We start from the raw sequence: 26,233 nt of genomic DNA, 5'->3' as shown, positions 1-26,233 counted from the left end.
GCTATTGCGATAATCTTTCCATCAGCACAATCACTTTCTGAATCACAATTTGCGCCGCGCGGGATAACTGGCGGCGCGGGGCAACGCACAACGCCAGCGTCAGCGGTTTGGCGCTGCGGCCCTGAAGCGGCACAAACGCCAGTCGCTTTTCCTGTAAATCTGGCAATACATCTAACAAACTCAGCACGCCGACACCGGCCCCTTTGCGGATAAGTTCGCGCATCATGCGCACGTCATTACAGACGATCGACGGCGTTTCCAGTAACTGATAGCGGTTATACAGCAGTCTGGCGCGGGCATTGACCATCAGCGGTTCGGAGGGAATGATCTGCCGGTAGGAGGCGATGTCACTGAACGACAACGATTCCTTCTGCGACAGTTTATGACCCACCGGCATCGCAATCCCGATGGGTAATTCCGCAAAAGCGCGTACTTCCAGCCCGGTATGTTCGACGGGATCGAGCAACAATCCAAAATCCACTTCCGCTGAACTGACCTGTTCGCTGATGTTCCGGCTGTCTTCGATGCGGATATCAAACGTCAGGTAAGGGTGTTCTGCGCCCACGTCGGCAATCAGTTCCGCCACCATCCCTTCGCTGAGAGCGGCAATCATAGAGATGGTGACATGCCCGCGTCGCAGTCCCTGAATTTCATCGAAACGTTCGCGGGTGCGGGAAAATTCTTTCCGCCAGCGGCGGATGTCATCGAATAAAATTTCGCCTGCTGAGGTCAGTTTCAGGCCTGTCGGTAAGCGTTCAAACAGCGGGGTTTCCAGCGTTTGTTCAGCCTGCAGGATCTGCCGGTTTATGGCTGAAGCCGAGACGTGCAGCACTTCTGCCGCTTTGCGCAAACTTCCTGTTCGGGCGACTTCGGTAAAATATTGCGAAAAACGGGAGAATGGCGACATGGGTGTACTAATTTATGCAGTGAATAAGTGAGATAACTATTATGGACTGCATCACTCATTTTTCCTAGATTGTGCGATGCCCCTTTGTAAAACAATCACCTCAGGTTGTTTTACAGGCAAAACGGGCAATGACAGGGTTCGTCAAAACACGTTTAGGCTCGCGTGCCGTATTCCACGGGATAATGGTGGGACGAATTGTGGCGTTCGTTCTGCTGGTGCGCGTGCGTGTGTTTTGAAAAACAACACTAATAACAAGCGTGCATTTTTGATCACCAGACTGAAAGTGATCACGCGACCAAGAGATTCCTTCTCATGTTAGAAAAACTATTTAAGTTAAAAGCTCACCGTACTAACGTGCGGACTGAGATTGTGGCTGGACTCACTACATTTTTAGCAATGGCCTACATTCTGTTTGTTAACCCGTCTATTTTGGGCGCGACGGGGATGGATAAAGGTTCGGTTTTCGTGGCTACTTGTCTTGCTGCCGCAATCGGTTCCGCACTGATGGGCTTTATCGCCAACTACCCGATCGCACTGGCTCCGGGCATGGGGTTAAACGCCTTCTTCACCTACACCGTGGTGCTGCATATGGGTTACACCTGGCAGATCGCGCTGGGGGCCGTTTTCCTTTCAGCCTGTATTTTCTTCGCGTTATCGATTTTTAAAATCCGCGAATGGATTATCCGCAGTATTCCGCTGCCATTACGTTCGGCCATTGCGGCGGGTATCGGTTTATTCCTGGCGCTGATTGCGCTGGAAAATGCCGGTATTGTGATCGCTAACCCGGCGACGCTGGTCGGTCTGGGCGATCTGACCAAGCCGGGTCCGCTGTTTGCGATGCTCGGTTTCATTCTGATTGTGGTGCTGGAAGCGCGTAAAATCACCGGCGCGGTGCTGATCGGTGTGCTGGCCGTGACCGTTCTGGCGATTGCGCTGGGTTATTCGCCGTTTGGCGGCGTAATGTCGATGCCACCTTCCATTGCGCCAACCTTCATGCAACTGGACATCAAAGGCGCGTTTAACGTTTCGCTGATTAGCGTGGTGTTCGCGTTCCTGTTCGTGGATGTGTTCGACAACTCCGGCACCCTGATTGGCGTGACCAAACGCGCAGGGCTGGCGGATGAAGACGGCAATATCCCGAAAATGGGCCGTGCGCTGGTCGCTGACAGTGCGGCGGCGTTGTTCGGTTCACTGCTCGGCACCTCAACCACCACCAGCTACATCGAATCCGCAGCAGGCGTGAGCGCTGGCGGGCGTACCGGTCTGACGGCGATTGTGGTGGCTATTCTGTTCCTGCTGAGCCTGTTCTTCGCTCCGCTGGCAGGCAGCGTTCCGGCCTTCGCAACGGCTCCGGCTCTGTTGTTCATCGCGGTTCTGATGACGTCTGGCCTGGCTGAAATCGACTGGAAAGACATCACCGTGGCAGCGCCTGTTACCGTGACTGCGCTGACCATGCCGTTCACGTATTCCATCGCCAACGGTATCGCATTTGGTTTCATCACCTGGACGCTGGCAAAACTGCTGACCGGTCGCTGGCGTGAGCTGAATTCTGCGCTTATCGTCTTGTCGATTCTGTTTGTGATTAAACTGGGCTGGCTGAGCGCGTAATACGTTTTCGGTTGCCGGATGTCGGAAAGGCGCGGGCAGGTTGCCGCGCCTTTTTTGTGCGCACTGATAAAAGGCAGATAATAAAAAAGCAGCCGGAGCTGCTTTTCGTGTCAGTCAGGGCGCAATATTACCCTTCGCGATGTACCTGCAAACCGGCGAGAGACTGGCTGACCGGCATCATTTCGATGCTGTTGATGTTGACGTGTGCCGGCAGGGTGGATACCCAGAATACGGATTCGGCTACATCGGCTGCGGTGAGCGGATTAGTGTTATCGTAGGTTTTACTGACTTTCTCGTCGTCGCCTTTAAAGCGCACGCTGGAGAATTCAGTACCACCGCACAGGCCCGGCTCGATATTGGTGACGCGAACGTGGGTGCCATGCAGGTCGGTGCGCAGGTTCAGACTGAACTGACGCACAAACGCTTTGGTCGCGCCATACACGTTGCCGCCTGCGTATGGCCAGTTGCCTGCGGTGGAACCGATGTTTATCACATGCCCGGTGTTGCGTTCAACCATGCCCGGCAACACGGCGCGTGTCATGTACACCAGCCCTTTGGTGTTGGTGTCGATCATTTTGTCCCAGTCTTCCAGCGAGGCTTTATCCGCTTTTTCCAGACCGAGTGCCAGACCGGCGTTGTTAACCAGAACATCAATGTTACGCCAGTCAGCAGGCAGGCTGGCAATAGCTTCTTCAATAGAAGCCCGGTTAGTCACGTCCAGTTCAACAGCGTACAGCGCGTCTCCCAGTTCGGCTTTCAGGTCATCCAGACGCTCTTTACGGCGACCGGTAGCAATCACTTTATGGCCTTCTTTAACAAATTTACGTGCGATTTCAGCACCAAATCCGGCAGTTGCGCCGGTAACAAAAATAATCATCCCGGTATTCCTCAGTTTTTAAGCAAGGTGTGCACGAGGCCCACTAAAGAAACTCTTTAAGTATTAACACAAAAATAACGAGACCGGCATAGTCAACCGGTCTCAGTGCGTATCATTTTGTTGCAGTTACTTTTTCAGATAGGGCGCGATCAGCGATAAATCCGCTACAGACAAGCGATCCGGTGCGGTCTGCGCCTGATGCCAGTAAGGATACAACAAAGGTAACTGGCTGACCTGATTAAGTCGTTCAATTTCTTCGTTATTGAGGGTTAAATCAGCGGCGAGCAGATTATCCTGCAACTGCGTGTCGTTGCGCGCCCCGACAATCACCGAGGTCACCTGCGGACGGGCAATCAGCCAGGCCAGCGCAATCTGTGCCGCAGAAACGCCACGGGCTTCGGCGATGTCCACCAGCACATCGACCACGTCGTACAGCGCACTTTCATCACGCACCGGCGGTTCGCCCCAGTCGGCCAGATGACGGGTGCCTTCCGGTGCCGCCTGATTGCGGCGATATTTACCGGAAAGCAGGCCGCCTGCCAGCGGGCTCCAGACCAGCACGCCCAGCCCCTGATCCTGCGCGGCGGGCAGCAACTCATATTCAGCTTCACGCGCCTGCAGGGTGTAATGGATTTGCTGACTGACCGGGCGGATGTAGTGGTTAGCGTCGGCCACGCCCAGCGTTTTCATCACGTGCCAGGCGGAGAAGTTAGAGATACCGACGTAACGCACTTTGCCACTGCTGACCAGATCGTCGAGCGCCCGCAGCGTTTCTTCCAGTGGCGTCAGGCCGTCCCATTCATGCAACTGATATAAATCCAGATAATCCGTGTTCAGACGTTTCAGGCTGGCTTCACAAGCGCGCAGAATATGATGACGGGACGAACCACGGTCATTCGGGCCTTCACCCATTGGAAAGCGGGCTTTACTGGCCACCAGAACGTCGTGACGTTTGTTGCCCAGTGCTTTACCGAGGATCACTTCCGATTCACCGCCAGAATAGACATCGGCGGTATCGAACAGATTAATCCCGGCATCAAGACATAATCCTGTCTGACGTTGTGCGGCCTCAACGTCAGTTTGCCCGGTTTTGGCAAATTTCCCCTGACCACCAAACGTCATGGTACCCAGGCTGAGAACTGAAACTTTCAGGCCAGACCGGCCTAACAGACGGTATTCCATAGTTTATCTCCATTGAGAGTCATTTTTACCGCAGATCCTCTGCCAGCCGTTCACCGGTCTGGGCATCAAACAGATGGATCGCCTCGCGGTTGGCATCGAGATACAGCGGCTGACTGGCGCTGATACGGGCGCGTCCGGCGAACTGAACGTGCAGCGGGAAACCGCACCAGTCGATGTGCAACAGGCTGCTTTCTCCGGTCACTTCCAGCAACCGTAATGTGGCGGCAGGTTGGGTACTGTGCTCTGCCGGTTTTAAATCGTGCGGACGCAGGCCGAGCGTGACGGGTTCTCCCTCAGCGTGCCGCGCCTGCAATGCCCACTTCTCCGGCAGTGCAAACCACAACTGATTACAGTTCACACCTGGCTGACCGTCAATATTGCGGAAGACGCCGCTGAGCAGATTCATGGGCGGTGAACCGATAAAACGCGCCACAAAGGTATTTACCGGCTTGTCGTAAATCGACAACGGGTCGCCCTGTTGTACGATAAAACCGTCTTTCATCACCACGATATTATCGGCCAGCGTCATGGCTTCGATTTGATCATGGGTCACATATACCGTGGTGGTGCGGAACTGCTGATGCAGCGATTTGATTTCTGCGCGCAGTTCCATACGTAACTGGGCATCGAGGTTGGAAAGGGGCTCATCGAACAGAAACACTTTTGGATTACGCACCAGCGCACGACCCATCGCCACACGCTGGCGCTGGCCGCCGGACAAATCTTTCGGCAGGCGTTTCAGTAAGTGATCGATACCCAGCACTTTTGCGGCCTGTAGCACTTTGGCCTGTTGTTCGGCTTTCGGCACCTTCTTCACCTGCATGTGGAACGCCATGTTTTCGGCCACGGTAAGATGCGGATACAGTGCGTAACTCTGGAATACCATCGCAATATCACGATCGGCGGGGTCAAAATTATTGATCTGCTGTTTATCGAGCAGAATGTCGCCGTCAGACAGGGATTCCAGCCCGGCCAGCAGGCGAAGTAAGGTGGATTTTCCACAGCCCGAGGGGCCGACCAGCACGGTGAAACTGCCGTCAGGGATGGTCAGATCCAGCGGTTTCAGCACCTGCACTTTGCCATAATGTTTGGCGACTTTTACCAGTTCTACCAGAGCCATTTAGATTTTCTCCACAAGGCCAAAAAGTGATTGCCAGTCAGGGTAACGGCGCGGGGAACTGCTGATAGCACAACCGGCAACGCGAACCCCCCATTGCAGCGCCGTGGCAGGCGGCAGGCCATAAATCAGCGCGGATAAAAACCCGGCATTAAAACTGTCTCCGGCACCGATGGTATCGACCACCCCGACCGGTTCGGCGTGCTGATGCAGCGTCAGATTTTTGGCCCACAGACGCGCCCCCTCCGGCCCGCATTTCGCCACGCAAAAGGCGTTGTCCGCCATCTGCTCCAGCAACGTCAGCGCGGCGGCGTCCAGTGTGGTGGCGTCGGCCAGCCCGAGTGTTTCGACTTCATTGAGCAGCAGCGCATCGCAGAATGGCAGCCATTTTGCCGCCTGTTCACGCAACGCATCGCTCCAGTCTTCCGGCGGCCAGCCACTGTCGACAGCCACCTGATAACCACGCTGTTTCAGCGCTGCCAGCAGTTGCGGATAGTCAGTGTAAAGCGCGGTACACAGCCAGGTGCCGCACAGCAATACCCAGTCTCCGGCCTGTGCCGTTTCAGGGATTTGCCCCAGAACGTCCTGCATGGACAGGCGCACAATATGCCCCTGATTACTGAAAAATGTTCTTTCGTGATCAGGATGTGTCACACCAAAGGTCAGCGAGGTTTCGCAATCGCAGGTCGGCCAGCGTGAGGCGCTTTCCGGGAACATACCTGCCAGCCAGCCGCTGAACTGGTCATTGCCCTGATTTGCCACCAGACGAAAAGGGGAACCGAGCGCAGAGAGTGCCAGCGCGCAGTTTCCCGCCGACCCGCCGGGGCGCAGTGAACTGCTTTCGAGCATCGCTTCCGTGCCTTTTTTCGGCCATTCGTGCAACGTGCTCATGATCAAATCCACGTTGATATTGCCCGTCACATACAGCGTGGCGCGGGTCAGAGGTTTTGTTGTCATTGATGAGGTTTCCCTGATGTTCATTTTCAGCCCTTGCTGCCGCCGGCGGTCAACCCGCTGACCATGGTTTTTTGCAGCCAGAGCGCAATAAAGAGCGGCGGAATGGCCGCAAGGATCCCGACAGCGGCAATCAGACCGTCGTCAGTGGCGCGCCCGGCGGTGAATCCGGCGATGGTGACCGGCAGCGTCTGGGCGTCGATATTGTTGGTAAACAGCAGGGCGTAGAAAAATTCATCCCAGGCCAGCAACCAGCCAAACATCGCCGATGCACCCAGCGCCGGTTTTGCCAGCGGCAGGGTGATGCGCAGCAATACTTGCCAGTAACGCAGCCCGTCGAGACGCGATGCCTGTTCGATATCCACCGGCAGCGCGTCAAATTGGTTTTTCAGCATCCAGGTGAGGAACGGCAGGATCATCGAGCAATACACCAGAATCAGCCCGAGATGGGTATTGAGCAGCGCAAGCTGTTGCAGGATGAAATACAGCGGCAGCACAAACGCCACCGGCGGAACCATGTAAATCGCCAGGCTGCCAAACAGCCAGCCGTCGCGACCGGGATAGCGCGAGAAGCTATAGGCCGCCGGTATCGCCAGCATCAACGACACCAGTGTGGCACCACAGGCGACCAGCACACTGTTGCCGAGCGCATGCAGGAACAGCGCACCGGGCGTTCCGGCCTGTAAGGTCAGCAGGCGGGTATAACGGTTGAAATCCCAGTGGCGCGGCAGCCATTCCAGCGGAATGCGGGTCAGATCTTCCGCCGAGCTGACGCTCATCAGGAACATCCACAGCAGCGGGGCAAGAATCGAAATGGCCACCATCAGCGCCGCAAAGTAACGTAAAACGAGCCGGATTTTTTGTTTCATTCGCTGCTCCCTGAACGGCGCTGACGCAGTAACATCACCATGTAAATCATGATCAGCAGTGCGCAGATCAGCGTCATGAGTATCGCGTACGCAGCACCGCTGCCAGCGCGCAGATAACTGAACGATTCCTGATAGACAAAGAAACTGACGGTTTTGGTGCTGTCGAGCGGCCCGCCACGGGTCATGACATAAATGATGTCGAAGATTTTGAAGGCGTCGATGGTGCGCAGGACAAGCGCGACGGCCAGCGGTGCGGCAATCGCCGGTAAGGTGATTTTACGAAAACGGCGGAAAGCCGATGCGCCGTCGAGCCGTGCTGCTTCGAATAAATCTTCCGGAATGGTTTGCAGCGCCGCCAGCACCAGCAGGGTGATCAGCGGATAGTTTTTCCAGATATCCGCGAACATCACGGCATTGATCGCCGAAGACGGATCGCCGAGCCAGCTACGGTAGGCGTCAATCAGCCCGAGCTGAGAAAGCAGGGCGTTAATGCTGCCGTAATCGGGATTAAAGTTCAGCCGCCACAGGGTGGCGTTGACGATAGTCGGCAATGCCCATGGCAGAATCACCAGCACGCGCAGAGCGCTGCGTCCCCAAAACGGCTGGTTCAGCAACAGCGCGACCAGCACGCCGATGATGCCTTCAATAACCACTGAGACGACAGTGAAATAGAGCGTCCGCCAGAGTGCGGCGCGAAAATCCGGATCCGTCAGCGCATAGATGAAATTCTCGCTCCCCACCCAGTTGGGCGCAGAACCGTCGCCGATTAACCCGGCATCCGTAAAGCTGAGCCACAACGTGCGGGCGAGCGGCCAGGCGGTCAGTAAGAACATCATCAGAAGCATGGGCGCAAGCAGCAACCAGGCCTGACGTTTCTCGCGTTGGGGTAATGTCAGCATATCTTTTCCCAGCCCGTCCGGCCGGAACCGGGCGGGCTATTATAGTGTTGGCTTTAAAACTTAACGTAAACGATCAGCGGCTTTGGTTGCGGCTTCCATACCATCCTGAGCCGGGGTTTTACCCTGCAATACCGCCTGAATGTTTTGCTGCAATATGTTCGACAGACGGGAGTAATCTGCTGTAACCGGGCGCGACAACATCACATTCAGCGAGGTTTTCGCCGCCGCGATCAACTGCTCCTGATCTTTCTGCACCGCCGGATCTTCATAAGACGATTTCCAGATTGGCAGACTCAGTTTGGCGTATTTGTTCTGCACTGGCTGCGACGTCATGTAGCTGATGTATTCCCATGCCTGGTCCGGATGTGCGCTGGCTTTGGCGATGCCCAATCCCATCGACCCGTTAACGCCGGATGCGCCGCCTGCGGTTTCACCCGGTGCCGGAATGACCCCCACGTCACCCGCGACTTTGCTCTGTTTCGGGTCGTTCGCCATGTTGTACATGTAGGTCCAGTTCAGTGCGAAAGCCGCATCACCGTTGGAGAACGACTTACGCACATCTTCTTCCAGATATTCACGCGAATTCGGGTTAGTCAGCCCTTTATCCAGCGTCTCTTTCATGTAGCTGATGGCTTTCATCGCGCCGGAATTGGTGAAATTCAGCTTGCTGTCTTTGTAGAAATCCCCTTTGAACGCCGACACCAGCGTGGTGTAGTCGCACAACAGCGCTTCGGATTGTGACCAGCTCCAGACCAGCGGATATTTCACGATGCCTTTTTCTTTCAGGATCTCAGATTGCTTTTCAACATCAGCCCAGGTGGCGGGCGGGGTAGTGATCCCGGCTTTGGCCAGCATGGCTTTGTTGTAATACAGATATTTGGTGTCGAGGATCCACGGCATCCCCCAGCGTTTATCTTTGTAGGTCACGGTAGAAATCGCGCCGTCAAAAATCTTATTGCTTTCTTCAGCCGGAATACGCGCCGTGACATCCTGCAACAGGCCGTATTTGTTAAATTCAGCAGGCCAGATCGCATCGAACAGCACCACGTCATAACCTTTGTCACCGGCACCGCGTGCGGCGACGATTTTGTCGTGCAGGGCTTCATATGGCACAAACTCCAGGTTCACTTTGATATCCGGATGCTGTTTGGTGAACTCGGCGGTCATTGCGCGGATATCCGCTTCGCTGTACGCCGCCTGAGTCATAAATAAGGCACTGAGCGTCGTATCGGCCAGCGCGCTGGCGGAATATCCCAGGGTGAGGGCAGAGAGGGCGCACAGGGTGGCCGCAGGGGTAAATCGTAGGCTCATCGTCATTCTCCGAAACAGGGTTAGGTTTATTAAATCAATTTGATTGCTTTAATCGGCTAAAAAAAATGGGAAGGCATAACTCTGCCAGTCCCTGCGTCCCTGCCGGATTTACCCTTCATACTTCGGGCTGCTGATGCGTTGGCTACGCTCCATCACCCGAATCACTGACTTATGTCAGCTCATCGGGATTCACTCGCTTGCCGCCTTTCTGCAACCCGAATTATCTTGGGTATAAAACGTGTGCTACACGGATGATTCAAATCTAAATAATGACTGGCGATTATTATTAACATGGCAATAACATTCAAAGCTGTGATGCCACCGTCATATTCATATCATCCCAGGTTAACCCTAAATAATTCGGGTTGCAGGAAGGCGGTAAGGCACGAATCCCAGGAGCATAGATACCTATGTGACCGGGGTGAGTGCGCGCAACCAACGCATCTGCAATACGAAGTATGACGGGTTAATAAAATCAATTTGATTGCTGTAATCACTGGCCACATACTGCCCGCAAGGTCTTCACCGTGGAGAGGGATGTGATAACAACGTCTGGTACCAATCTTGAGCACGCCCGTGCTCACAATCGTCGGGTGGTGATCGAAGCCATTCGCCTTAACGGTGAACTGACCCGCGCTGAAATCGCCCGGCTGACGTCGCTCACCCCCCAAACGGTCTCCAACATTGCCACCGAACTCGAGCAGGCGGGTATCCTGTCTTCCCACCTGCCGCGCCGTGCGGGAGGGCGTGGTCAGCCAGCAACGCCACTGACACTCAATCCTGACAGCGCCTATTCAATAGGCATCCATCTTGATCATCAGTCGCTGCTGACTGTGCTGGTGGATCTGACCGGAACTGTTCGCTTTCGCAAACTGATCCATGTACAGAAACCGCAGCCAGAGCCCACGCTGGCTCTTATCGATCAGGTTCTGCAAGAAATGCGCCAACAGGTGAAAATTGACTGGCGAAAAATATTAGGCGTGGGTGTGGTGATGCCGGGGCCGTTTGGCGTAGAAGGCATTTCCTCACAAGGGCCGACCACGTTGCACGGCTGGGATAATATTGATATTGAAGCGCGTTTAAGCGCCGCGACCGGCTGGCCGGTGACGCTGGAAAACGATGCGACGGTAGCCGCAATCGGTGAGCGTTTTCACGGTGTGGCCAAGCAATTATCGTCGTTTGTGTATCTGTATATCGGCACCGGGCTGGGTGCCGGCATCTTCACCGACGGACGGATTTACACCGGTCATGCACACAATGCGGGCGAAGTCGGCCACATTGTGGTGCAACCGGGCGGGCGAGAATGTTATTGCGGCAACAAAGGCTGCCTCGAGCGTTATGTTTCTTTGCAGGCGGCGTATGAAGCCTGCGGACTGGATCCGATGTCGGCCATGCCCGAAGATCTGCTGAAAGTCGATGAAAAAGTGTTCGATAAATGGCTCGATACTGCCGTCGAACCGGCACTGCAGGCCATCAATATTATGGAATGCGTGTTCGATGCGCAGAGCGTGATTATCGGCGGCACCATGCCTAAACCATTGGTGGAAAAGCTGATTAAGCGCCTGACGCCCCTGTATAATTCGGTGCGCAGCCGGTACGCGCAGAGTGCACGCATTCGCCTCGGGATGTCCGGCAGCGACACACCCGCGCTCGGTGCTGCCGCGTTGCCAATATTTGATGAATTCAATCCGCAATATGAAGTGCTGTTGAAGTAGTGATGTTTAAGTGCTTTGATTTATATTGTGTTATCTGCAAATAGGGTGTGCGTGAAGGGGGATATTTTTTTGATATCCAGTCCTGACAAATAAAAGAAGAAAAACTTCTGCTTTTTGTTATCTCAAACTCACCCAGATTGGGGTCAAATATTTTATAAGTCCCTTTATGTATGCTCATGCCAATGCAGTGTGAGTAACCATTTTTTGAATAAACAACGATACTGAAAACACCCCTGATGGTGGATCTTGCAAATGACTGAAAATCATTTGTTTTTAAATCAACTTGTCTTATCGGGTAAAATAAGTCGCTGTTGAAAGCCAGGTTTATTTTTCCAGATATCAGGTACTTACACGTTAATGCGCGTTGGCGGGAAATAAAGTTATAAGTGTTTTTATAGAATAAAAAAGATTGAGGTTTCTCAGAAAGTTCATGCTGGATCCATGAACTTACCATCCCGGCACATACGCCATAACCTGAAACTGATATATCCCTGGTTTGTGTTTTTAAAAATGCCATCTGGTCAAGATGAAAATTACATGTCATGTGTTTTGTAGTCATAAAGATAGAGATTAATTAATGATTTCTGATGGGGCTAAATGTTATCACACGCACGCATCAGAAGATGTCTGGCATAGCTAAATGAATTATTTTCGATCCGGTATTGAAATTTCGAACCAACCGGTCTGACTCTTTGATCTGACCGGTTGGTCAGATTTGGCATAAGCTTTGCAAATGTTCTGTTATCAATCGTGAACGAGAATGTTGCAGAGAAGGACAATGCCATGAGTCAGATCATCACCCGCGCCGTCCGCGGAAATTTCTTCGATATCCGCGAGCCGGTATTACGGCCGGAAGATTTAGAAGCGCAGGTGCGTTATATCGAAGACGGCCTGATGTTGCTCAGCGGCGGCACAATCATCTGGCTGGGAAGCTGGCAGGAAGGTGAGGGCAAGCTGGCGCAGGCACGTAAAACCGCTGTTCTGGAAATTGATGATTATCGCGACAAGCTGATCGTCCCGGGCTTTGTCGATACGCATATTCACTATCCGCAGACCGAAATGATCGGCGCGTACGGCGAGCAGTTGCTCGAATGGCTGACGCGCTATACCTTCCCGACCGAACAACAATATCACTGCGCGGATTACGCCAGGCGCATGTCGAAATTCTTCATCAGTCAGTTGCTGCTTAACGGGACCACCACGGCGCTGGTGTTTGGCACCGTTCATCCGCAGTCCGTCGATGCCCTGTTTAAAGAAGCCTCCGACATCAATATGCGGCTGGTGGCGGGCAAAGTGATGATGGACAAAAACGCCCCCGACGCCCTGCTGGAAACCCCTGAAGAAAGTGAACGCGACACGCGCGGGCTGATTGCGCGCTGGCATAACCGCCAGCGTCTGAGCTATGCGCTGACGCCGCGTTTTGCGCCGACATCTTCGCCTGAACTGCTGCAAAAAGTGCGGTTGCTTAAGCAGGAATTCCCCGACGTGTACATGCATACCCATCTGAGCGAAAACGTCGCCGAACTCTCCTGGGTGAAAGAAATGCACCCTGAACATCAGCATTATCTCGACGTTTATCATCAGTACGGACTGACCGGCGAACGTTGCGTGTTTGCACACTGTCTGCATCTGGATGACAGTGAATGGGATTGCCTGCACGACACCGATTCGACTATCGCTTTTTGCCCGACGTCTAATCTGTTTCTGGGCAGCGGTCTGTTTAATTTGCAGAAATCCTGGCAGAAACAAATTCGCGTCGGCATGGGCACGGACGTCGGTGCGGGCACCACCTTCAACATGCTGGAAACGCTGTCAGAAGCCTACAAAGTCGGACAACTGCAGCGTTACCGTTTATCTGCATTCGAAGCCTTCTATCACGCCACACTCGGCGGCGCACGGGCGCTGCACCTCGACGATAAAATCGGCAACTTTAGTACCGGTAAAGAGGCTGATTTTGTGGTGCTCGAACCGGGTGTCAGTGCGCTGCAAAAATTACGTGCCACCAACAGTAAAACGCTGGCTGAAAAGCTGTTTGTGCTGATGACGCTGGGTGATGACCGCAATGTGTATTGCACCTACGTTGACGGCGAACCGGCGTATGTACGGGATGCTCAGCGGGAGGAACTCTCAGCATGATGAACAGTGATACCGGCGGCAAAGTCCGCCTTGCGCGTGAACGCACCCTGGAAAATATCCACGCGGCGGCCATTGCAGAATTCAGTGAAAAAGGTTTTCAGGGGGCAACCACTCAGGCCATTGCTCAGCGCGCCGGGATCAAAAAAGCCCAGTTGCATTACTACATCGCGGGCAAAGAAGAGTTGTACGAAGAGCTCTTGCAGAAAGTGCTGAAAGTCTGGGGCGATATCATTCAGTTCGACCCGTCCCTCAGCGAACCCGAGGCGGTGCTCAGCCGTTATATCCGCAATAAGCTGAATTTCTCGTTCGATCAGCCGCAACTGTCGCGCATTTTCACCAGTGAGGTGCTCGGCGGCGGTCACTATCTGCATAAATACTGGCCGCTGGCCACGCAGAATATCACCGGCAAAGAGAACCTGATCCATCAGTGGATTGAGCAGGGGAAAATCCGTGCGCTGGATGCCCGTCTTTTCATCATGCATATCTGGGCGGTGACGCAGTATTACGCCGATTTTGCGGTGCAGGTGAAGCATATGTACGGCAATTTCGACGGCGATGAACAGGCGCGTGAACACATTATTGGTGAGGTTACGACACTGATTCTGAATGGCTGTAAAGCCTTTGCTCCTCCCCCTGCGAAGGGGGAGGCCGGGAGGGGGTATTAAGGGCAAACTCCCAGTCAAAGCATACATCAACTTTTTGATTTTGCTTTAAAACCCCACCCCAACCCTCCCCTTCGCAGGGGAGGGAGCAAACCAGTGATTTTTGAAGGATATGATCATGATCCAATTTCTGATGAACGGCAGGATCCACACGGAAAATCTGCCCGCTGACACGACGGTATTACAATATCTGCGCCGCGATGCAGGGCGCTGTGGTACCAAAGAAGGCTGTGCCTCCGGTGACTGCGGCGCCTGTACGGTGGTGCTGGCAGAAAAGCAGGGTGAGCAACTGCAATACCGCACGGTCAACGCCTGCCTGACGTTTATGCCTGCGGTGCATGGCAAACAGCTTATTACGGTTGAAGATCTGAAACATCGCGGCGAGCTTCATCATGTACAGCAGGCGATGGTGGATAATCACGCTTCGCAATGCGGTTTCTGCACGCCGGGTTTTGTGATGTCACTGTTTGCGATGGAAAAAAATAAACCTGTTTTTACGGTTGAAGGCGTGCAGGAAACCCTTTCCGGCAATCTTTGCCGCTGCACGGGTTACCGGCCAATCATGGATGCAGCGAAAGCCATTTGTGAAGCCCCGCAGGCCGATCAGTTTGATGCTGATGCCCGGCAAACGCTGGAAAAACTCGCCGCGATATCCGCGACTGAACAGCCGGTGACTATTGATGAACTGGCCGGACGTTATCTTGCGTGCCCGGATTCCCGTCTGGTGGCAGGCGGTACCGATCTGGCGCTGGAAGTCACACAACGTTATCAGCGCCTGCCGAAGCTGATTTCGCTGAGTCATATTCCCGAACTCAAGGCAATTACGCTGACCGGTCAGGCTATTCATATTGGCGCCGCCGCGCCGCTCAGCGCCTGTATGCCGTTTTTACATGAAGAGTTCCCGGCGTTTGGCGAACTGCTCGAACGGTTTGCATCACAACAAATTCGCAACCAGGGGACCTTCGGCGGCAATATCGCCAACGCTTCGCCAATCGGTGACGGCGGGCCGGTGTTGCTGGCGCTCGGCGCTTCGCTGCTGCTGCGGCGTGGCGCTGAACAACGGGAGTTACCGCTGGATCAGTTCTTCCTCGGTTATCGCAAAACTGCGTTGCAGCCGGGCGAATTTATTGAACAAATCCGCATTCCCCGCAATACCCCGGCGGCACGCCAGTTACGGGTTTATAAAGTGTCGAAACGGCTGGAGGACGATATTTCTGCGGTCTGCGCGGCGTTGCATATTGAAGTGCTAAATGGCGTGGTGGTGCATGCACGCGTGGCGTTTGGCGGCATGGCGGAAGTGGCGAAACGGGCCAGCGGCTGTGAGGCGCAATTACTTGGTCAGCCGTGGCAGACGGCAACTGTCGAGCGGGCCTGTCAGGCGCTGGAACTGGATTTCACGCCAATCAGTGATTTTCGTGCCAGCCGGGAATACCGCATGCAGGTGGCGAAAAATCTGCTGCGCCGCTGCCATATCGAAATGACTTCTCCTGAAACACTGATGCGGGTAACACATTATGTCTGAATCGAAACCATCACTTTCTCAGGCTGAGATGGAAGCGTTGTTCCGCACGGGGTTGCAGAGCGGCGTGGGCAAAAGCCAGAAACATGAAAGCGCGGAGAAACATGTCAGCGGTGAAGCGGTGTATATCGATGACCGGCTGGAATTCCCCCGTCAGCTGCATCTGGTGCCGCTGCTCAGCCCTCATGCGCATGCTGACATTTTGCATATTGATACCGAACCTTGTTACGCCGTACCGGGTGTGGTGCGGGTGATGACTGCACAGGATGTGCCCGGCAATCTGGACATTGCGCCGCTGACCCATGGTGATCCGCTGATGGCGCAGGGCACAGTGCAGTATGTCGGCCAGATTGTGCTGGTGGTGGCGGCAACCTCAATGGAAGCCGCCCGGGCGGCGGTGGCGCTGGCGAAAGTGGAGTATCAGCCGCGTGACGCGGTGCTGACGGTAAAACAGGCGCTGGCGCTGGAACATTACGTCGAAGAACCGCATCAGCATAAACGCGGTGACGCTGAGATGGCGCTGGCCTGTGCGCCGCACCGTTTACAGGGCGAACTGGAAATTGGCGGCCAGGAGCATTTTTATCTCGAGACGCAGATTGCCTCAGTGATGCCCGGCGAAGACGGCGCGATGCTGGTATACAGCTCGACACAGCATCCGACAGAAGTGCAGAAACTGGTGGCCTCGGTGCTGGATTTGCCGATGCACAAAGTCGTGGTTGATATGCGACGCATGGGCGGTGGTTTTGGCGGCAAAGAGACGCAGGCCGCTGGTGCAGCCTGCCTTGCCGCGCTGGCGGCGCATCTGACCGGACGTCCGGCAAAAATGCGGCTGTCGCGTCAGGATGACATGCTGATCACCGGCAAGCGCCATCCGTTTCATGTCAGCTATGACGTAGGGTTTACCGATGACGGCGTCATTCACGGTATCGACATTAAACTGGCGGCCAACTGCGGTTATTCGCTGGATCTCTCCGGTTCTATCGTCGATCGCGCCATGTTCCATTCCGATAACGCCTATTACCTCGGCGATGCGCTGATCACCGGTTATCGCTGTAAAACTCATCTGGCGTCGAACACCGCTTACCGCGGATTTGGCGGCCCGCAGGGCATTGTGGCGATTGAGCACATCGTTGATCATATTGCCCGCGAACTGGGTCTGGATCCGCTGACGGTACGCAAAAATAATTACTACGGTCAGGAAGCCCGCAACGTTACGCATTATCACCAGCCCGTCGGGCAAAACCTGTTGCAGGAGATGACGCAGCAACTGGAAGATAGTGCGGAATACACCGCAAGACGTGACGCTGTCACGAAATTTAACCGCAGCAACCCTTATCTGAAAAAGGGGCTGGCGCTGACGCCGGTAAAATTTGGTATCTCCTTCACCGCCAGTTTCCTCAATCAGGCAGGCGCGCTGGTGCTGGTCTATACCGACGGCAGTATTCAGCTCAATCACGGTGGCACAGAGATGGGACAGGGGCTGAATACCAAGGTCGCGCAGGTGGTGGCTGAGGTGTTTCAGGTGGATATCACCCGGATTCAGATCACCGCGACTGATACCGGTAAAGTGCCCAATACCTCGCCGACGGCAGCGTCATCCGGCGCTGACCTGAACGGTAAAGCGGCGCAAAACGCGGCAGAAATCATCAAAGGGCGCATGGTTGAGATGCTGATGCGTGTTCATGATGCACAGGAAACTGACATCACCTTCAGCAACGGTCAGGTGCGCGTTAAAAATCAGTATTTCAGTTTTGAACAGGTGGCGACCCAGTGCTGGCTGAATCAGGTGCCGCTGTCCAGCACCGGCTATTACAAAACACCGAAGATTTTCTATGACCGCAGTAAAGCCGCCGGGCATCCGTTTTATTATTTCTCCTACGGCGCGGCTTGCGCGGAAGTATTGGTCGATACGCTGACCGGTGAATACAGGCTGTTGCGGGCAGACATTCTGCATGACGTCGGCGACTCACTGAATCCGGCGATTGATATCGGTCAGGTGGAAGGCGGATTCGTGCAGGGCATGGGCTGGCTGACCACGGAGGAGCTGGTGTGGAATGACAAAGGGCGCTTAATGACCAGTGGTCCGGCGGCGTATAAAATTCCGGCAATTGGCGATATTCCGCAGGATCTGCGCGTGAAACTGGTGGAGAACCGTAAGAATCCGGAAGATACCGTTTTCCATTCCAAAGCCGTGGGTGAACCGCCGTTTATGCTCGGGATATCCGTCTGGTGTGCCATCAAAGATGCCGTTGCCAGCCTGGCCGGTTATCGTGTACATCCGCACCTTGATGCACCTGCCACGCCGGAAAGAGTGCTTAACGCCATAAATCAGATGCATTTTCAGGGTGACGTTGTCACTTATTCCGCTATGGCTAGCGCAAAAATTGCCGGCTGACGGGGGTTCTCATGCGTACTGATGACTGGGTAACGCGTTTACATGACCTGCAACGTCGCGGAGAACCGTGCGTGGTGGCGACGCTGGTGGAGAATCAGGGCTCCACGCCGCGTGATGCAGGCAGCAAAATGGTGATCACCGCTGACCAGCAATTTTATACGCTGGGCGGCGGCAATCTTGAGTTTCAGGTTACAGCCATTGCCCGCGAGATGTTGCAGCAGGGTGCGAAAACCAGCCGCTTCGAACGCTTTTCATTAGGGGCGCGGCTCGGACAATGTTGCGGAGGCATGGCGTCGGTGTTGCTTGAACCGCTGGGGCAACCGCAACCGCACGTTGTGGTTTACGGCGCAGGTCATGTCGGGCGGGCACTGGTGAACATTCTCAGCACCTTACCCTGTCGCATTACCTGGGTAGATGCCCGTGCCAGTGAGTTTCCGGCACAGGTGGACCCGCAAGTCACCTGCCTTGTGGATGAGGAACCCGAAAGCACGGTGGCGCAGATGCCCGCTGACAGTTATTTCATGGTGCTGACGCACGATCACCAGCTGGATTTCGCTCTGAGTGAGCGCATCCTGAAGCGCGGCGATTTCCGCTACTTTGGCCTGATTGGCTCGGATACCAAGCGTAAACGCTTTGATTACCGTTTATCGGGCAAAGGGATTTCGTCTGAGCAACTGGCGAGAATGCGTTGCCCGGTGGGGCTGCCCGATGTGCGCGGCAAACTCCCGGCAGAAATTGCCGTGGCGATTGCCGGAGAATTTATCGCCGCGTATGGAAAATGATTGTTTCTTATAGATAATCTTTTTTCTATTCAGAACTCTTCAGATATTGCATTGATTTATAATGTGTTTTAATTAAAAGGAAGTGATTCATTTTAATCAGGAAGCTATATCGCATTTATGTCTTCTCCTGCCATGTCGTGTCGAACCAAACCTTCGCCACCGGTTCATAAAACAGTCACAAAACCGCAGTAATTTGTTTCCTCATTGAACGGGCCAGTGCCGCTTTGAGGAAACATCCGACGCATGTCTGCCATACAGATTTCCCACCTGAGTAAATCCTTTACCACTCAGCCGGTGCTCAATGACGTCTCGCTGCATATTCATCACGGTGAGTTTGTTGCCGTGCTCGGTCCCTCAGGTTGTGGCAAAACCACGTTGCTGCGAACCATCGCGGGATTCGAGCCGGTAAACAGCGGCACAATCATCGTCGGTGAACGACTGTTTTCATCCACCGACGTCCATGTTCCAGCGGAAAAGCGCGATCTGGGCATTGTGTTTCAGAACTACGCGCTGTGGCCGCATATGTCGGTGGAAGAAAACGTAGCGTACAGCCTGAAAGTGGCGGGGATGGATCGCCATGAACGACGCACGCGAACGCAGGATGCGCTGGCGCTGGTGGGGCTGAGCGATTACGCCATACGCCGTCCTTCCGATTTGTCCGGCGGTCAGCGACAACGTGTGGCACTGGCACGTTGCCTGGTCACACGCCCCGGCGTGGTGCTGCTGGATGAGCCGCTGGCAAATCTTGATGTGCATTTACGTGCGGCGATGGAAGAAGAGTTCCGGCGTTTTCATCAGCACACCGGCGCAACGCTTTTGTATATCACCCACGATCAGCAGGAAGCGATGGCGATGGCTGACCGTGTCGTGGTGATGAACGAGGGCCAGGTGATGCAGTTTGCTACGCCGCAAACGCTGTACCGTGAACCAGCCAACGCGATGGTCGCGACCTTTATCGACGAGGGTCGCGTTATCCCGGCAAAAAATATTCAACCCGCCGAAAACGGCACGGCCTGGGCCGATGTTTTCGGTATGCGTATCCGGTTACGGGCTCCGGCACATCAGACAACGGTGAGTGAGGCGCAGGTGTGTGTCCATGCTGCGGATTTACGTTTTGCTCAGCACGGCGAACCGGGCATCGCTGCGCGGATCACCCGGGTGATTTACCGCGGCGGCTATCACCAGATTGACGTCGCGCCGGTAAACACGCCTGCGCTGAAGCTTTCCCTTCATTCCTCTCTTTCGCCCGATAGTTACGTGAGTGACATTGTCACTTTCGTCATTGCCGACGGCTGGATCCTTCCCCAATAATTTTCTCATTCTAAGGACAGGGCTATGCATATTTTAAAAACCATCACGTTATCCTTGAGCGCATTGCTGATTTGCGCCACGCAGGGAGAGGCAAATGCTGCCGAAGCCGCCTCCGGAAAGCTGGTGGTTTATACCTCTCAGGCACCGGAAATTGCCCAGCAAACGATTGACGCCTTCAAGGCGGCTTATCCGGATGTGCAGGTGGAGTGGACGCGCAATGGCACGACGCAACTGATGAATGTTTTGCAAACTGAAATGTTGGCCGGGGACGTAAAAGCTGATGTGCTGCTGGTTGCGGATTCCATCAATCTGGGCGCGTTGAAAAAAGACGGCAAACTGATGGCCTATACCGATGCGCCGGTGGGAAATATCAGCCCGGATTTTTACGACAAAGATAAAACCTGGTTTGGCACCAAAATTATCGCCACGGTCATTGCCTACAACACTAAAAACGCCACACCGGTTGATAGCTGGATGGCGCTGACCGAACCGCAAAACAAAGGTCAGGTGGCCGTGCCAAGCCCGCTGTATTCCGGGGCGGCGTTGTATCACCTGCATACGGCCATTAATACGCCGGACATCGGCTGGGCGTTTTATCAGAAACTGGCGCAGAACGGCATTACCCCGGAAGGTGGCAACGGCCCGGCGCTGAAAGCGGTAGCGAGTGGCATGGCGAAGTATGGCGTGATTACCGATGCCGATATTATCCGCGCTAAAAAGCAGGGCTCGCCGATTGATCTGGTGTATCCGAAAGAGGGGGCTTCATTTGTGACTGAGCCGGTAGCCATTCTTTCCGGGGCACATAACGTGCCTGCGGCGAAGGCGTTTGTTGATTTCATGCTCTCACCGCAGAGCCAGCAATTGGTTGCGAAACAAGGTAACCGGCCAATTGAATCCGGCATTGCGGCACCAGAAGGCTTTGCACCGCTGGATTCGATTAAGCTGCTGACGCTGGATTCAGATAAAGCGGTGGCGGATGATAAAGAAGTTCGCGCGAAATTCACTGAAATCTTCGGTGGCTGACAGCCCAAAGGACAGCCAGATGAGCGTGATGAGTGAAGTTCAGCGCCGCGCCACCCCCTCGCGTCGGTTCTGGCCGGGCAGTGAGAAGGGCGTGCTTTGGGCCCTGACGTTGCTGATCGGGATATTGTCGATAGCGCCCCTGATGCGACTGGTTTGGGCGGCAATGGCGCCTGAAGGTGTGCCGGACATCTCGCGGCTCAGCCATTTACTGGGCACACGAAAAGTCCTGACCGCCACGCTGAATACACTGACGATTGCTGTCGTCTCAACTTTGCTGGCGATGGTGCTGGGTACGGTGGCGGCGCTGCTGATCGCGCTGACTAATTTGCGCGGTAAACAGGCCTGGGTATTTACTTTTATTCTGCCACTGATGATCCCGCCGCAGGTAACGGCGCTGGCGTGGGTTCAGGCACTTTCGCCATCCAGTCCGGTATTGCAGTGGCTGGGGTTAACGCTGCCCGCCGGTTCGACTTCGCCGCTGTATTCGCTGACCGGCATTATTGTTCTGCTGGGATTGCACAATGCGCCACTGGTTTTCCTGATGGTACGGGCCGGGTTGCGCAGGTTGCCAGCCGAACTGGTGGAGGCCGCGCGCAGCGGTGGGGCACAACCGTGGCGGGTATTGTTTACCGTGATTTTACCGCTGGTGCGCCCGGCTATTTTTGCCGGTGCGGCACTGTCGTTTGTCACCGCAGCGGGTAATTTTGGTATTCAGGCAATGCTCGGCATTCCCGGTCGTATCCCGACGCTGATCACGCTGGTGTATCAGCAACTCAACAGCGTGGGTGCGTCGGCGCTGACGGATATGGCGGTGCTTTCGCTGCTGATTGCCGCTATTACGCTTGCCGGACTGATGTTCAGCCGCTGGCTGGGCGGGCGGCAGGATGTGCGTGTCACGGGGACGCCGCGCGCGCTGCATCAGTCTCTGGGGCGATGGCGTTTACCGGCAGAAATTGCGGCCTGGCTGTGGATGTCGCTGACGCTGTTATTGCCGCTTTCCGCGCTGATGACCACGTCCCTGACCACGGGTTTTGGTCAGGCACTGACCTTGCAGAGTCTGACGCTGAGCAATTATGCCAATGCGCTGTTCGGGTATCCGGCAATCCGCCATGCCTTTATGACCAGCCTCGGGCTGACCGTGATGACCGCGCTGATCCTGACACTTTCCTCGTTGTTTCTGGCGTATTTCCTGAGCTGGCAGCGAACGCGGCTGGTGCGTATTTTACAACTGTCGACCGAACTGGCTTACGCGTTGCCGGGGATAGTGACCGGAATTGCGGCGATCCTGTTTTTCCTCAAACCGTTGCCACTGGTGCATATCAGCCTTTACGGCACGGTATGGATTATCCTGGCGGCTTATCTTTCCAGTTTTATGGCACTGGTGCTTCGTCCGACGCTGGCCGGTTTTGCGCAAATCGAGCGTTCGCTGGATGAGGCCGCACAAATATTCGGTGCCAGTTTCCTGCAACGGATGCGCGATATAGTGATGCCGCTGGCGGCGCCGTCGGCCATGGCGGGCACGATTCTGGTGTTCCTGACCGCACTGAATGAGATTCAGGTGTCGATTCTGCTGGTCACATCCGGTACGCAAACGCTCGGACCGATGATTGTGTTTCTTGATGAAGGCGGTTCTTCCACGCTGGCCGCAGCCGTGGGGTGCCTGATGATTGGTGTGGTGCTGATCTTTATGCTGCTGGCGTCGCTGTTTGCGCGTCGACTGCCGGAAGGCGTATTGCCGTGGCGCGTCTGAAATTTTGCCTGCTGCAGAAATCCGCAGCAGGCAGGATTTTACAGGGTTTTCAGTGGTTCACTGCGCTGCCAGAAAGCAACTGCAGACCCCAGACACAACAGATAACCCATCAGTTCGGTGCCTTCTTCGACAATATTTTTCACTGTCCGTACGTATTCGCCTTGCATCACCACTTTCCAGATCATATTCATCCCAAAGACCCGTGAGAACACCAGGATCAGTACCAGACCGCAAACCATATAGTGACAGGCCGGATGAACCAGAAAAGCTGACAATCCGCGCAGGCTGGTTTTCGGCGTGATGCAGGCCCAGGCGATACAATAGACCGCGAACAGGCTGGCGAAATACACCCATGAGCCGTAGTGGATCAGGTCAAACAGGGCATCGAGTTCGCGGATAAGCATGCAGAAGAAGAACCCGCCAATCAGGATCATACCTCCCCGCAATGCCGGATGTTTTTTGGCCTGTAAGAAAAACAACGCGCTGATGGCCAGCAGTGAAAGTTCCTGAAGGAACTCAGTGGCGGAAATTTCCTGGATACCGTCTTTAAATATGGCCACATCCAGCCAGATGACCAGCGCGGTACAAATGGCTCCCAGGGCTAATAAGATAAAATTGAGTAAGTGTTTAAAAAATGTGTGTTTCATTATTGTCCTGATTTCAATACGTTGGCGTGCATACTTCACGTGTTCTGAACATTTTTCTGCGTAGCGTGAGGTGCTGCAAGGATACGGAAGGTGATAACAGGGATATTGTGAATGCGTGCGGGAATGATAATTATTATGAATGTTATGTGCTATTTATTGGGATTTCTCGCATGATTTGAAACCCCACGTCATTTACTAATGACGAACGCGAGCAGATGGTGATAGGTTGCACGGAAACTGCCAGAGAGAGGCCACTTAGCAATCCATGAGTAATCAAACTACAACCGCCAAGCAGCTGGAAGTTCAGCGCATTGTCGATGTTCTGTCTAAAGCCATCGCGCAACAACGCCTGCGTCCGGGCACCCGGCTGGTGGAATCACAGCTTGTTGACGCGCTGGGTGCTAACCGTAACCACGTTCAGGTGGCGTTACAGCGTCTGGCGATGCAGAGAATTGTGACCATCGAACCTAACCGTGGCGCAATGGTGGCGCAGCCCACCGCCAAAGAAGCGCGTGAAGTGTTCATCGCCCGTCGTGCTATCGAACGGGCGATCGTTGAATGCATCGGGCCGGACGTGATCCGGCGTCACCGTCACCGTATTAGTACCCATCTGCGCGGAGAGCGTGAAGCTGTGCAATCTGAAGACCGGCGCGCCATTGTGCGTGAGCTGAGTGAATTTCATCTCATTCTCGGGGAAATTTCGGGCAATGATGTTCTGAGTGAAATTCTGTCGAATCTGATGGTGCGCAGTTCCCTGATTGTGTCGTTGTACCAGCGTAACGAAGTGCCGTCGTGCCAGTGTGATGAACATCAGGCGATTATCGATGCACTTGAAGCGGGGGATAATACGCAGGCCGCTGAAATTATGCAGGAACATCTGGACGATCTGGAAGGGGTGTTGGATCTTGATGACGAGGCCGCCGGAGAGGTGAATCTGCGTCAGGCGTTGTCTGATTTATAAAGCCTGAAAAATCCTGCCCGCCGGTTTCCGACCCGCGGGCAGGATACGTATTACGATGATTTCAAATCGCGCAGCTGCGCACGGTCATTGTAGAAACGTTTGTAAGCGAGATAACCGGCAATAATCGTCGATAAGCTCGCGGTCGCCAGCAGCATAAAGGTCACCATAATCTGATATTTGATGGCTTTCACCGGATCAATTCCCGCAAAGATCAGCCCGGACATCATGCCCGGCAGGCTGACAATCCCGACGGTTTTCGCTGCATCTACGGTCGGGATCATGGCGGCACGAATGCTGTCACGGATAATCCGGTCGGAAGCCATTTTTACCGGCGCGCCGAGGCTCAGCATCTCGAGGATCTTTTGCTGATTATCGAGAAAACGCTGGTTAAGGTTGCTGTAACACAGGCCTACTGCCACCATCGCATTCCCGGCAATCATCCCCGAAATCGGAATCACCTGCATGGGCAGAAATTCGATCGAACCGCTGAGGATCAGAATCATTAATGTCAGCGAGGTACCCACCGTGATGGCGATAAAAGAAATGATAAATCCGTTATCGATATTACGGCTGCGCTTTTTGGCATTCAGCGCCGCATTCACGCAGATAAACAGCACCATCAGCACGGTTAACAGGCTGTTATTGATATCAAAAATGTATTTGAGAACGTAGCCGACAATCACCAGTTGTACGATAGCGCGGGCAACGCTCCAGATGATGTCTTTTTCCAGTCCGAGCTTTTCTTTCTTGCTGACGAGCAGGGCGACGACGACCAGGATCAGCGCGAGAGCCAGAGACTGGTTGGTAATATTATGCTGATTCATGCGACGCGCTTCCTGATGAATGACTGGTCAGGGTAATGACGTTTTTGGCGTGGCGGATTTCGTTCAGGTCATGGCTCACCCATAACACCGCGATCTGCTCTTTCTCAACCAGCCCGGCAATGATGTCGTTGATGTTGATTTTATTCTCTTCATCCAGCGCGCTGGTGATTTCATCAAGTAATAAAATATCCGGCATAAATTGCAGATTGCGCAGCAATGCGATGCGCTGTTTTTCCCCGCCGGAAAGCTCCTGCGTACGTTTGGTCAGCATGTCTTCGGATAAATTTACCTGTTTCAGCCAGTCGCGAAGCTGCCCGTCATCAGGTTTTTTATTGCGGATCTGATAAGGCAGGGCGAGGTTATCGTAAACCGTTTCGCCAAATAACGACGGTGTCTGGAAGCAATACGATACGCGCTGGCGGTACGCTTCAGGTTTGATCTGCGTAATATTTTCGCCTTTGAAATAAAGATTTCCACCGGTCGGATTTTGCAATGACGCAATAATCTTCAGCAACGTACTCTTTCCGCTCCCTGAAGGGCCGGTCAGTAAGGTAAATTCCCCCGGATTCAGGGTGAGGGAAACAGGCTCCAGCAGCGGGATATGGTTGAGTGTAAAAGAAACGTCTTGCAGACGAAGGAGGTCAGTGGGAGTGGTCACGCCTGAGAATCCTTTGGTAGCGGAGGTTTTACGCCTTCCCCACTCATGAGGGGAAGGTTGGGATGGGGTGTGGGTTAACGCTGGCAGAAAGTTCGGTTGTAAAACCGTCTTCCAACCTCCCCCCTG

The 26,233-nt window shown here is 54.3% G+C and carries 23 protein-coding genes; 11 read left to right on the top strand and 12 right to left on the bottom strand.

Going from position 1 to position 26,233, the window contains the following annotated elements; translation table 11 throughout:
- Position 1: 1 nt before the first annotated feature.
- Entirely contained in the window at positions 2-907 is a 906-nt protein-coding gene (locus DXU84_RS08940) for a LysR family transcriptional regulator (RefSeq protein ID WP_013575540.1), read from the bottom strand.
- Between the two features lie 312 nt (positions 908-1,219).
- Between DXU84_RS08940 and DXU84_RS08935 the strand changes: the two genes are divergently transcribed.
- The gene (locus DXU84_RS08935) at positions 1,220-2,515 is read left to right on the top strand and encodes an NCS2 family permease (RefSeq protein WP_013575539.1); all 1,296 of its coding nucleotides are present in this window, start codon (positions 1,220-1,222) and stop codon (positions 2,513-2,515) included.
- Between the two features lie 127 nt (positions 2,516-2,642).
- Here the strand turns inward: DXU84_RS08935 and ydfG are convergent, their stop codons facing one another.
- The 7 genes from ydfG to DXU84_RS08900 form a co-directional block, all read right to left on the bottom strand.
- The gene (ydfG, locus tag DXU84_RS08930) at positions 2,643-3,392 is read right to left on the bottom strand and encodes a bifunctional NADP-dependent 3-hydroxy acid dehydrogenase/3-hydroxypropionate dehydrogenase YdfG (RefSeq protein ID WP_112152274.1); all 750 of its coding nucleotides are present in this window, start codon (positions 3,390-3,392) and stop codon (positions 2,643-2,645) included.
- Positions 3,393-3,518: 126 nt separating this feature from the next.
- On the bottom strand, positions 3,519-4,574 hold the full coding sequence (locus DXU84_RS08925) for an aldo/keto reductase (protein WP_013575537.1): 1,056 nt from the start codon (positions 4,572-4,574) through the stop codon (positions 3,519-3,521).
- Between the two features lie 25 nt (positions 4,575-4,599).
- Positions 4,600-5,694, bottom strand: coding sequence for an ABC transporter ATP-binding protein (locus DXU84_RS08920; RefSeq protein WP_013575536.1), 1,095 nt, complete (start codon positions 5,692-5,694; stop codon positions 4,600-4,602).
- On the bottom strand, positions 5,695-6,648 hold the full coding sequence (locus DXU84_RS08915; protein ID WP_119261645.1) for a carbohydrate kinase family protein: 954 nt from the start codon (positions 6,646-6,648) through the stop codon (positions 5,695-5,697). It abuts the gene before it with no gap.
- A 26-nt stretch (positions 6,649-6,674) separates the two neighbouring features.
- Positions 6,675-7,514 carry a carbohydrate ABC transporter permease gene (locus tag DXU84_RS08910; RefSeq protein WP_015689933.1) on the bottom strand — a complete coding sequence of 280 codons (840 nt, stop codon included), beginning with the start codon at positions 7,512-7,514 and terminating at the stop codon, positions 6,675-6,677.
- Positions 7,511-8,413, bottom strand: coding sequence for a carbohydrate ABC transporter permease (locus DXU84_RS08905; RefSeq protein ID WP_037034030.1), 903 nt, complete (start codon positions 8,411-8,413; stop codon positions 7,511-7,513). Before DXU84_RS08905 ends, DXU84_RS08910 begins: the two co-directional genes overlap by 4 nt.
- Positions 8,414-8,473: 60 nt before the next feature.
- A complete protein-coding gene (locus DXU84_RS08900; RefSeq protein WP_153375455.1) occupies positions 8,474-9,724 on the bottom strand; it encodes an extracellular solute-binding protein in 1,251 nt (416 codons plus the stop codon).
- 542 nt (positions 9,725-10,266) lie between these two features.
- Between DXU84_RS08900 and DXU84_RS08895 the strand changes: the two genes are divergently transcribed.
- Positions 10,267-11,439, top strand: coding sequence for an ROK family transcriptional regulator (locus tag DXU84_RS08895; protein WP_173362098.1), 1,173 nt, complete (start codon positions 10,267-10,269; stop codon positions 11,437-11,439).
- Here DXU84_RS08895 and DXU84_RS08890 read toward each other — a convergent pair.
- Positions 11,408-11,956 carry a YopT-type cysteine protease domain-containing protein gene (locus DXU84_RS08890; RefSeq protein WP_157962106.1) on the bottom strand — a complete coding sequence of 183 codons (549 nt, stop codon included), beginning with the start codon at positions 11,954-11,956 and terminating at the stop codon, positions 11,408-11,410. The two genes, DXU84_RS08895 and DXU84_RS08890, sit on opposite strands and share 32 nt — an antisense overlap.
- 266 nt (positions 11,957-12,222) lie before the next feature.
- Here DXU84_RS08890 and guaD point away from each other — a divergent pair, with 266 nt between their 5' ends.
- The 8 genes from guaD to DXU84_RS08850 all read left to right on the top strand — a co-directional run bounded on the left by guaD (position 12,223) and on the right by DXU84_RS08850 (position 23,017).
- The gene (gene guaD / locus DXU84_RS08885; RefSeq protein WP_153375453.1) at positions 12,223-13,575 is read left to right on the top strand and encodes a guanine deaminase; all 1,353 of its coding nucleotides are present in this window, start codon (positions 12,223-12,225) and stop codon (positions 13,573-13,575) included.
- Positions 13,572-14,240 carry a TetR family transcriptional regulator C-terminal domain-containing protein gene (locus DXU84_RS08880; RefSeq protein ID WP_153375451.1) on the top strand — a complete coding sequence of 223 codons (669 nt, stop codon included), beginning with the start codon at positions 13,572-13,574 and terminating at the stop codon, positions 14,238-14,240. Before guaD ends, DXU84_RS08880 begins: the two co-directional genes overlap by 4 nt.
- Positions 14,241-14,355: 115 nt before the next feature.
- Positions 14,356-15,759: a xanthine dehydrogenase small subunit gene (gene xdhA, locus DXU84_RS08875; protein WP_013575528.1), complete on the top strand. Its 1,404-nt coding sequence runs from the start codon at positions 14,356-14,358 to the stop codon at positions 15,757-15,759.
- Positions 15,752-18,151, top strand: a complete 2,400-nt coding sequence (xdhB, locus tag DXU84_RS08870) for a xanthine dehydrogenase molybdopterin binding subunit (RefSeq protein ID WP_153375449.1) — start codon at positions 15,752-15,754, stop codon at positions 18,149-18,151. Before xdhA ends, xdhB begins: the two co-directional genes overlap by 8 nt.
- An 11-nt stretch (positions 18,152-18,162) precedes the next feature.
- On the top strand, positions 18,163-18,933 hold the full coding sequence (gene xdhC / locus DXU84_RS08865; RefSeq protein ID WP_013575526.1) for a xanthine dehydrogenase accessory protein XdhC: 771 nt from the start codon (positions 18,163-18,165) through the stop codon (positions 18,931-18,933).
- A gap of 243 nt (positions 18,934-19,176) precedes the next feature.
- The gene (locus DXU84_RS08860; protein WP_013575525.1) at positions 19,177-20,244 is read left to right on the top strand and encodes an ABC transporter ATP-binding protein; all 1,068 of its coding nucleotides are present in this window, start codon (positions 19,177-19,179) and stop codon (positions 20,242-20,244) included.
- A gap of 24 nt (positions 20,245-20,268) precedes the next feature.
- Positions 20,269-21,267, top strand: coding sequence for an ABC transporter substrate-binding protein (locus DXU84_RS08855; RefSeq protein ID WP_153375447.1), 999 nt, complete (start codon positions 20,269-20,271; stop codon positions 21,265-21,267).
- 19 nt (positions 21,268-21,286) lie between these two features.
- The gene (locus DXU84_RS08850; RefSeq protein ID WP_153375445.1) at positions 21,287-23,017 is read left to right on the top strand and encodes an iron ABC transporter permease; all 1,731 of its coding nucleotides are present in this window, start codon (positions 21,287-21,289) and stop codon (positions 23,015-23,017) included.
- 38 nt (positions 23,018-23,055) lie between these two features.
- Here DXU84_RS08850 and DXU84_RS08845 read toward each other — a convergent pair whose 3' ends face one another.
- Positions 23,056-23,664 carry a hypothetical protein gene (locus DXU84_RS08845; protein WP_112152262.1) on the bottom strand — a complete coding sequence of 203 codons (609 nt, stop codon included), beginning with the start codon at positions 23,662-23,664 and terminating at the stop codon, positions 23,056-23,058.
- 265 nt (positions 23,665-23,929) lie between these two features.
- Here DXU84_RS08845 and DXU84_RS08840 point away from each other — a divergent pair, with 265 nt between their 5' ends.
- Positions 23,930-24,625 (top strand): GntR family transcriptional regulator, encoded by a 696-nt coding sequence (locus tag DXU84_RS08840; protein WP_037034019.1) that lies wholly within the window; start codon positions 23,930-23,932, stop codon positions 24,623-24,625.
- 50 nt (positions 24,626-24,675) lie between these two features.
- Here DXU84_RS08840 and fetB read toward each other — a convergent pair whose 3' ends face one another.
- Together fetB and fetA are read right to left on the bottom strand one after the other, a co-directional pair.
- Positions 24,676-25,449, bottom strand: a complete 774-nt coding sequence (gene fetB / locus DXU84_RS08835; RefSeq protein ID WP_013575520.1) for an iron export ABC transporter permease subunit FetB — start codon at positions 25,447-25,449, stop codon at positions 24,676-24,678.
- Positions 25,436-26,107 (bottom strand): iron ABC transporter ATP-binding protein FetA, encoded by a 672-nt coding sequence (gene fetA / locus DXU84_RS08830; RefSeq protein ID WP_370461753.1) that lies wholly within the window; start codon positions 26,105-26,107, stop codon positions 25,436-25,438. Before fetA ends, fetB begins: the two co-directional genes overlap by 14 nt.
- Between the last annotated feature and the right edge of the window lie 126 nt (positions 26,108-26,233).

The organism is Rahnella sp. RcJ3, assembly GCF_009498575.1.
Taxonomy (GTDB): Bacteria; Pseudomonadota; Gammaproteobacteria; order Enterobacterales; family Enterobacteriaceae; genus Rahnella; species Rahnella aceris.
Note: the sequence above shows the minus strand (reverse complement) of the source record. Positions and strands in the feature narration are given on the sequence as shown.

Bases quoted from the DNA above. Each gene is read 5' to 3' on its own strand.
- DXU84_RS08940 (WP_013575540.1), bottom strand. From the start codon at position 907: ATGTCGCCATTCTCCCGTTTTTCGCAATATTTTACCGAAGTCGCCCGA.
- DXU84_RS08935 (WP_013575539.1), top strand. From the start codon at position 1,220: ATGTTAGAAAAACTATTTAAGTTAAAAGCTCACCGTACTAACGTGCGG.
- ydfG (WP_112152274.1), bottom strand. From the start codon at position 3,392: ATGATTATTTTTGTTACCGGCGCAACTGCCGGATTTGGTGCTGAAATC.
- DXU84_RS08925 (WP_013575537.1), bottom strand. From the start codon at position 4,574: ATGGAATACCGTCTGTTAGGCCGGTCTGGCCTGAAAGTTTCAGTTCTC.
- DXU84_RS08920 (WP_013575536.1), bottom strand. From the start codon at position 5,694: ATGGCTCTGGTAGAACTGGTAAAAGTCGCCAAACATTATGGCAAAGTG.
- DXU84_RS08915 (WP_119261645.1), bottom strand. From the start codon at position 6,648: ATGACAACAAAACCTCTGACCCGCGCCACGCTGTATGTGACGGGCAAT.
- DXU84_RS08910 (WP_015689933.1), bottom strand. From the start codon at position 7,514: ATGAAACAAAAAATCCGGCTCGTTTTACGTTACTTTGCGGCGCTGATG.
- DXU84_RS08905 (WP_037034030.1), bottom strand. From the start codon at position 8,413: ATGCTGACATTACCCCAACGCGAGAAACGTCAGGCCTGGTTGCTGCTT.
- DXU84_RS08900 (WP_153375455.1), bottom strand. From the start codon at position 9,724: ATGAGCCTACGATTTACCCCTGCGGCCACCCTGTGCGCCCTCTCTGCC.
- DXU84_RS08890 (WP_157962106.1), bottom strand. From the start codon at position 11,956: ATGGCATTTTTAAAAACACAAACCAGGGATATATCAGTTTCAGGTTAT.
- guaD (WP_153375453.1), top strand. From the start codon at position 12,223: ATGAGTCAGATCATCACCCGCGCCGTCCGCGGAAATTTCTTCGATATC.
- DXU84_RS08880 (WP_153375451.1), top strand. From the start codon at position 13,572: ATGATGAACAGTGATACCGGCGGCAAAGTCCGCCTTGCGCGTGAACGC.
- xdhA (WP_013575528.1), top strand. From the start codon at position 14,356: ATGATCCAATTTCTGATGAACGGCAGGATCCACACGGAAAATCTGCCC.
- xdhB (WP_153375449.1), top strand. From the start codon at position 15,752: ATGTCTGAATCGAAACCATCACTTTCTCAGGCTGAGATGGAAGCGTTG.
- xdhC (WP_013575526.1), top strand. From the start codon at position 18,163: ATGCGTACTGATGACTGGGTAACGCGTTTACATGACCTGCAACGTCGC.
- DXU84_RS08860 (WP_013575525.1), top strand. From the start codon at position 19,177: ATGTCTGCCATACAGATTTCCCACCTGAGTAAATCCTTTACCACTCAG.
- DXU84_RS08855 (WP_153375447.1), top strand. From the start codon at position 20,269: ATGCATATTTTAAAAACCATCACGTTATCCTTGAGCGCATTGCTGATT.
- DXU84_RS08850 (WP_153375445.1), top strand. From the start codon at position 21,287: ATGAGCGTGATGAGTGAAGTTCAGCGCCGCGCCACCCCCTCGCGTCGG.
- DXU84_RS08845 (WP_112152262.1), bottom strand. From the start codon at position 23,664: ATGAAACACACATTTTTTAAACACTTACTCAATTTTATCTTATTAGCC.
- DXU84_RS08840 (WP_037034019.1), top strand. From the start codon at position 23,930: ATGAGTAATCAAACTACAACCGCCAAGCAGCTGGAAGTTCAGCGCATT.
- fetB (WP_013575520.1), bottom strand. From the start codon at position 25,449: ATGAATCAGCATAATATTACCAACCAGTCTCTGGCTCTCGCGCTGATC.